General features: G+C 50.2%; 2 tRNA genes and 6 rRNA genes (2 of these 8 cut by a window edge). All 8 read right to left on the bottom strand.

Going from position 1 to position 7,500, the window contains the following annotated elements:
* Positions 1-484 (bottom strand): 16S ribosomal RNA (locus ACHEXK_RS00885); it reaches 1,049 nt to the left of the window's first position.
* A gap of 330 nt (positions 485-814) precedes the next feature.
* Positions 815-927, bottom strand: a 5S ribosomal RNA gene (gene rrf / locus ACHEXK_RS00880).
* A gap of 147 nt (positions 928-1,074) precedes the next feature.
* Positions 1,075-3,954, bottom strand: a 23S ribosomal RNA gene (locus tag ACHEXK_RS00875).
* A 430-nt stretch (positions 3,955-4,384) separates the two neighbouring features.
* Positions 4,385-4,460 (bottom strand) — tRNA-Ala (locus ACHEXK_RS00870).
* A 44-nt stretch (positions 4,461-4,504) separates the two neighbouring features.
* Positions 4,505-4,581 (bottom strand) — tRNA-Ile (locus ACHEXK_RS00865).
* A gap of 99 nt (positions 4,582-4,680) precedes the next feature.
* Positions 4,681-6,213: ribosomal RNA gene (locus ACHEXK_RS00860) — 16S ribosomal RNA — on the bottom strand.
* 330 nt (positions 6,214-6,543) lie between these two features.
* Positions 6,544-6,656, bottom strand: a 5S ribosomal RNA gene (rrf, locus tag ACHEXK_RS00855).
* 147 nt (positions 6,657-6,803) lie between these two features.
* A 23S ribosomal RNA gene (locus ACHEXK_RS00850) occupies positions 6,804-7,500 on the bottom strand (it continues 2,183 nt past the right edge of the window).
* The 16S, 23S and 5S rRNA genes sit together here with 2 tRNA genes alongside, the layout of an rRNA operon.

Genomic DNA, 7,500 nt, shown 5'->3' with positions numbered 1-7,500 from the left:
TACGGTACCGTCATGAGCTCCTAGTATTAATAGAAACCTTTTCGTTCCGTACAAAAGCAGTTTACAACCCGAGGGCCTTCATCCTGCACGCGGAATGGCTGGATCAGACTTGCGTCCATTGTCCAAAATTCCCCACTGCTGCCTCCCGTAGGAGTCTGGACCGTGTCTCAGTTCCAGTGTGGCTGGTCGTCCTCTCAGACCAGCTACAGATCGTTGGCTTGGTGAGCCTTTACCCCACCAACTACCTAATCTGATATCGGCCGCTCCAATCGCGCGAGGCTCTTGCGAGTCCCCCGCTTTCATCCGTAGATCGTATGCGGTATTAGCGTAACTTTCGCTACGTTATCCCCCACGACTGGGCACGTTCCGATATATTACTCACCCGTTCGCCACTCTCAAGGGGTTGCCCCCTCTACCGTTCGACTTGCATGTGTAAAGCATTCCGCCAGCGTTCAATCTGAGCCAGGATCAAACTCTATAGTTCGATCTTGATTTTTTTTCGGTCTTTCGACCAACTCATAAATTGGAATCGACGTGGTCACCATCTCTGATTTCCACATCTTTTTTACTTCATGAGCGTTTGTTAGCTAATTAAAGCTAAGTTCCGAAGAACTTGGCAATCACCATCAAACGCCCACGCTTATCGGCTGTATATTTTTAAAGAACCAAGAGCAATTGACATCACCCTGTTTTGCTACGCTGCGATCAGCGAAGCCTTCTATTGTATCACGCTTTTGCGCTTTCTTTAAAAGATTTTTCATGTCTTCTAAAGAAAACGCCCCACCGAATGGTGAGGCGTTTTGGGCTGTTAGAAGCCTGACGATGTCCTACTTTCACACGGGAATCCGCACTATCATCGGCGCTAAGTCGTTTCACTGTCCTGTTCGAGATGGGAAGGAGTGGGACCAACTTGCTATGGTCATCAGGCATAACTTGTTGTCATCTTGACCAAGTCAAGACAACGAATTCATAGAGTTTCGAATCAGATTTCGGCTCTTCAGCCATTTTTGAATGCGTCAACTTGGCATAACTTCCTTGACCAATGCACACCTTGCGGCGTGTGATCAAAGTTATAGGGTCAAGCCTCACGAGCAATTAGTACAGGTTAGCTTAACGCATTACTGCGCTTCCACACCCTGCCTATCAACGTCCTGGTCTTGAACGACTCTTTAGGGGGCTCAAGGCCCCGGCAGATCTCATCTTGAAACGAGTTTCCCGCTTAGATGCTTTCAGCGGTTATCTCTTCCACACTTAGCTACTCGGCAATGCCACTGGCGTGACAACCGATACACCAGAGGTGTGTCCACTCCGGTCCTCTCGTACTAGGAGCAGGCTTCCTCAAATCTGCAGCGCCCACGGAAGATAGGGACCAAACTGTCTCACGACGTTTTAAACCCAGCTCACGTACCTCTTTAAATGGCGAACAGCCATACCCTTGGGACCGGCTACAGCCCCAGGATGAGATGAGCCGACATCGAGGTGCCAAACACCGCCGTCGATATGAACTCTTGGGCGGTATCAGCCTGTTATCCCCAGAGTACCTTTTATCCGTTGAGCGATGGCCCTTCCATACAGAACCACCGGATCACTATGTCCTACTTTCGTATCTGCTCGACTTGTCAGTCTCGCAGTTAAGCACGCTTATGCCATTGCACTATCATCACGATGTCCGACCGTAACTAGCGTACCTTCGAACTCCTCCGTTACGCTTTGGGAGGAGACCGCCCCAGTCAAACTGCCTACCATGCACTGTCCCCGATCCAGATAATGGACCTAGGTTAGAACCTCAAACACACCAGGGTGGTATTTCAACGTCGGCTCCACTGAAACTAGCGTTCCAGCTTCAAAGCCTCCCACCTATCCTACACAGATCTGTTCAAAGTCCAATACAAAGCTACAGTAAAGGTTCATGGGGTCTTTCCGTCTTTCCGCGGGGAGATTGCATCATCACAAACATTTCAACTTCGCTGAGTCTCAGGAGGAGACAGTGTGGCCATCGTTACGCCATTCGTGCAGGTCGGAACTTACCCGACAAGGAATTTCGCTACCTTAGGACCGTTATAGTTACGGCCGCCGTTTACTGGGACTTCAATCAAGAGCTTGCACCCCATCATTTAATCTTCCAGCACCGGGCAGGCGTCACACCCTATACGTCCACTTTCGTGTTTGCAGAGTGCTGTGTTTTTATTAAACAGTCGCAGCCACCGATTTTTTGCAACCCCGTTGGGCTCCCTCTGTTCGAGTTCACCTACTTGGGGCATACCTTCTCCCGAAGTTACGGTATCAATTTGCCGAGTTCCTTCTCCTGAGTTCTCTCAAGCGCCTTAGAATACTCATCTCGCGCACCAGTGTCGGTTTGCGGTACGGTCAATGACAAGCTGAAGCTTAGTGGCTTTTCCTGGAAGCAGGGTATCACTCACTTCAGGTGCAAGCACCCTCGTTATCACCCCTCATCTAAGCCCGGCGGATTTGCCTACCGAGCACGACTACAGGCTTGAACCAACATATCCAACAGTTGGCTGAGCTAACCTTCTCCGTCCCCACATCGCACTTGTCATCGGTACAGGAATATTGACCTGTTTCCCATCAGCTACGCATCTCTGCCTCGCCTTAGGGGCCGACTCACTCTACGCCGATGAACGTTGCGTAGAAAACCTTGCGCTTACGGCGAGGGGGCTTTTCACCCCCTTTAACGCTACTCATGTCAGCATTCGCACTTCTGATACCTCCAGCAGGGTTTACACCACCACCTTCACAGGCCTACAGAACGCTCTCCTACCACTTGCAATAAATTGCAAATCCGCAGCTTCGGTAACTGGCTTAGCCCCGTTACATCTTCCGCGCAGGACGACTCGATCAGTGAGCTATTACGCTTTCTTTAAATGATGGCTGCTTCTAAGCCAACATCCTGACTGTTTTAGCCTTCCCACTTCGTTTCCCACTTAGCCAATTTTAGGGACCTTAGCTGGCGGTCTGGGTTGTTTCCCTCTTGAGTCCGGACGTTAGCACCCGGTGCTCTGTCTCCCAAGCTGTACTCATCGGTATTCGGAGTTTGCCTTGGTTTGGTAAGTCGCCATGACCCCCTAGCCAAAACAGTGCTCTACCCCCGATGGTAATACTTGAGGCACTACCTAAATAGTTTTCGGAGAGAACCAGCTATTTCCAAGTTTGTTTAGCCTTTCACCCCTATCCACAGGTCATCCGCTAATTTTGCAACATTAGTCGGTTCGGACCTCCAGTACCTGTTACGGCACCTTCATCCTGCCCATGGATAGATCACTTGGTTTCGGGTCTACACCCAGCGACTGATCGCCCTATTCGGACTCGATTTCTCTACGGCTTCCCTATTCGGTTAACCTTGCCACTGAATGTAAGTCGCTGACCCATTATACAAAAGGTACGCAGTCACCCCTTTCGAGGCTCCTACTTTTTGTAAGCATGCGGTTTCAGGATCTATTTCACTCCCCTCCCGGGGTTCTTTTCGCCTTTCCCTCACGGTACTTGTTCACTATCGGTCAATGATGAGTATTTAGCCTTGGAGGATGGTCCCCCCATATTCAGACAGGATTTCTCGTGTCCCGCCCTACTTGTCGTTAGCTCAGTACCACACATTTGTTTTCGCATACGGGACTATCACCCACTATGGTCGGCCTTTCCATGCCGCTTTGCTAACAATTGCGCTATCACTAACAGGCTCTTCCGATTTCGCTCGCCACTACTTTCGGAATCTCGGTTGATGTCTTTTCCTCGAGCTACTGAGATGTTTCAGTTCACCCGGTTCGCCTCGCATGACTATGTATTCATCATGCGATACCCCTAAGGGTGGGTTTCCCCATTCAGAAATCTCCGGATCAATGCTTATTTGCCAGCTCCCCGAAGCTTATCGCAGGCTTTCACGTCTTTCGTCGCCTATCATTGCCAAGGCATCCACCACATGCTCTTATTCACTTGACCCTATAACTTTGAACTCTCTTGCGAGACCTCATCGTTGTCTTCAAGGAATGTCTGTCAGGTCTTTCACCTGACGCGTTATGCCGTAATATGAATAATTCCTCAACACCGGATGTCTCCATCCAATATCAAAAGAACAATTCGTCATTACTTGAATTTCAAACGTCGTTTGAATATTCGTTTTGACGCAATCAAAAAATTGTCACCAGGGGCACGGTCCGCACTAAACCTTTACGAATGTGCGGTTTCCCCTGGCAACTCTGATTCGACTCTATGAATTTTTAAAGAACAGCCGTGTGCCTTTCGACACTTGTTAATCGATCAATATCAATCAACACAAAAGTAGCCTCTGCAATCTCTTGCCAAGCAACTTTTGTTTTGAATGAAGATTTTTCAGGCCCCTGTATGACCCGCTCAACATTTCGATAAGTGATGGTGGAGGATGACGGGATCGAACCGACGACCCCCTGCTTGCAAAGCAGGTGCTCTCCCAGCTGAGCTAATCCCCCGTTGTTTCATCTGAGTACCCTTTGGCACTCGCCCTCAGAAGGATTGGTGGGTCTGGTTGGTCTCGAACCAACGACCCCTGCGTTATCAACACAGTGCTCTAACCAACTGAGCTACAGACCCAAGCCGGTCACCAACGACACAAGCTTACGCCCAAGTCCTCAGCGACAACCTTCCAACAACCGATAAGTGTGAGCGTTCAATTTAGATTGCAGTTTCCAGAAAGGAGGTGATCCAGCCGCACCTTCCGATACGGCTACCTTGTTACGACTTCACCCCAGTCACGAACCCCGCCGTGGTAATCGCCCTCCTTGCGGTTAGGCTAACTACTTCTGGCGAGACCCGCTCCCATGGTGTGACGGGCGGTGTGTACAAGACCCGGGAACGTATTCACCGTGACATTCTGATCCACGATTACTAGCGATTCCGACTTCACGCAGTCGAGTTGCAGACTGCGATCCGGACTACGACTGGTTTTATGGGATTAGCTCCCCCTCGCGGGTTGGCAACCCTTTGTACCAGCCATTGTATGACGTGTGTAGCCCCACCTATAAGGGCCATGAGGACTTGACGTCATCCCCACCTTCCTCCGGTTTGTCACCGGCAGTCTCATTAGAGTGCCCAACTGAATGTAGCAACTAATGACAAGGGTTGCGCTCGTTGCGGGACTTAACCCAACATCTCACGACACGAGCTGACGACAGCCATGCAGCACCTGTGTTACGGTTCTCTTTCGAGCACGAAGCTATCTCTAGCGACTTCCGTACATGTCAAAGGTGGGTAAGGTTTTTCGCGTTGCATCGAATTAAACCACATCATCCACCGCTTGTGCGGGTCCCCGTCAATTCCTTTGAGTTTCAACCTTGCGGCCGTACTCCCCAGGCGGTCAACTTCACGCGTTAGCTTCGTTACTGAGTCAGTGAAGACCCAACAACCAGTTGACATCGTTTAGGGCGTGGACTACCAGGGTATCTAATCCTGTTTGCTCCCCACGCTTTCGTGCATGAGCGTCAGTACAGGTCCAGGGGATTGCCTTCGCCATCGGTGTTCCTCCGCATATCTACGCATTTCACTGCTACACGCGGAATTCCATCCCCCTCTACCGTACTCTAGCTATACAGTCACAAATGCAGTTCCCAGGTTGAGCCCGGGGATTTCACATCTGTCTTATATAACCGCCTGCGCACGCTTTACGCCCAGTAATTCCGATTAACGCTTGCACCCTACGTATTACCGCGGCTGCTGGCACGTAGTTAGCCGGTGCTTATTCTTACGGTACCGTCATGAGCTCCTAGTATTAATAGAAACCTTTTCGTTCCGTACAAAAGCAGTTTACAACCCGAGGGCCTTCATCCTGCACGCGGAATGGCTGGATCAGACTTGCGTCCATTGTCCAAAATTCCCCACTGCTGCCTCCCGTAGGAGTCTGGACCGTGTCTCAGTTCCAGTGTGGCTGGTCGTCCTCTCAGACCAGCTACAGATCGTTGGCTTGGTGAGCCTTTACCCCACCAACTACCTAATCTGATATCGGCCGCTCCAATCGCGCGAGGCTCTTGCGAGTCCCCCGCTTTCATCCGTAGATCGTATGCGGTATTAGCGTAACTTTCGCTACGTTATCCCCCACGACTGGGCACGTTCCGATATATTACTCACCCGTTCGCCACTCTCAAGGGGTTGCCCCCTCTACCGTTCGACTTGCATGTGTAAAGCATTCCGCCAGCGTTCAATCTGAGCCAGGATCAAACTCTATAGTTCGATCTTGATTTTTTTTCGGTCTTTCGACCAACTCATAAATTGGAATCGACGTGGTCACCATCTCTGATTTCCACATCTTTTTTACTTCATGAGCGTTTGTTAGCTAATTAAAGCTAAGTTCCGAAGAACTTGGCAATCACCATCAAACGCCCACGCTTATCGGCTGTATATTTTTAAAGAACCAAGAGCAATTGACATCACCCTGTTTTGCTACGCTGCGATCAGCGAAGCCTTCTATTGTATCACGCTTTTGCGCTTTCTTTAAAAGATTTTTCATGTCTTCTAAAGAAAACGCCCCACCGAATGGTGAGGCGTTTTGGGCTGTTAGAAGCCTGACGATGTCCTACTTTCACACGGGAATCCGCACTATCATCGGCGCTAAGTCGTTTCACTGTCCTGTTCGAGATGGGAAGGAGTGGGACCAACTTGCTATGGTCATCAGGCATAACTTGTTGTCATCTTGACCAAGTCAAGACAACGAATTCATAGAGTTTCGAATCAGATTTCGGCTCTTCAGCCATTTTTGAATGCGTCAACTTGGCATAACTTCCTTGACCAATGCACACCTTGCGGCGTGTGATCAAAGTTATAGGGTCAAGCCTCACGAGCAATTAGTACAGGTTAGCTTAACGCATTACTGCGCTTCCACACCCTGCCTATCAACGTCCTGGTCTTGAACGACTCTTTAGGGGGCTCAAGGCCCCGGCAGATCTCATCTTGAAACGAGTTTCCCGCTTAGATGCTTTCAGCGGTTATCTCTTCCACACTTAGCTACTCGGCAATGCCACTGGCGTGACAACCGATACACCAGAGGTGTGTCCACTCCGGTCCTCTCGTACTAGGAGCAGGCTTCCTCAAATCTGCAGCGCCCACGGAAGATAGGGACCAAACTGTCTCACGACGTTTTAAACCCAGCTCACGTACCTCTTTAAATGGCGAACAGCCATACCCTTGGGACCGGCTACAGCCCCAGGATGAGATGAGCCGACATCGAGGTGCCAAACACCGCCGTCGATATGAACTCTTGGGCGGTATCAGCCTGTTATCCCCAGAGTACCTTTTATCCGTTGAGCGATGGCCCTTCCATACAGAACCACCGGATCACTATGTCCTACTTTCGTATCTGCTCGACTTGTCAGTCTCGCAGTTAAGCACGCTTATGCCATTGCACTATCATCACGATGTCCGACCGTAACTAGCGTACCTTCGAACTCCTCCGTTACGCTTTGGGAGGAGACCGCCCCAGTCAAACTGCCTACCATGCACTGTCCCCGATCCAGATAATGG

The organism is Limnohabitans sp. DCL3 (genome assembly GCF_048019295.1).
GTDB lineage: Bacteria > Pseudomonadota > Gammaproteobacteria > Burkholderiales > Burkholderiaceae_C > Limnohabitans_A.
Note: the sequence above shows the minus strand (reverse complement) of the source record. Positions and strands in the feature narration are given on the sequence as shown.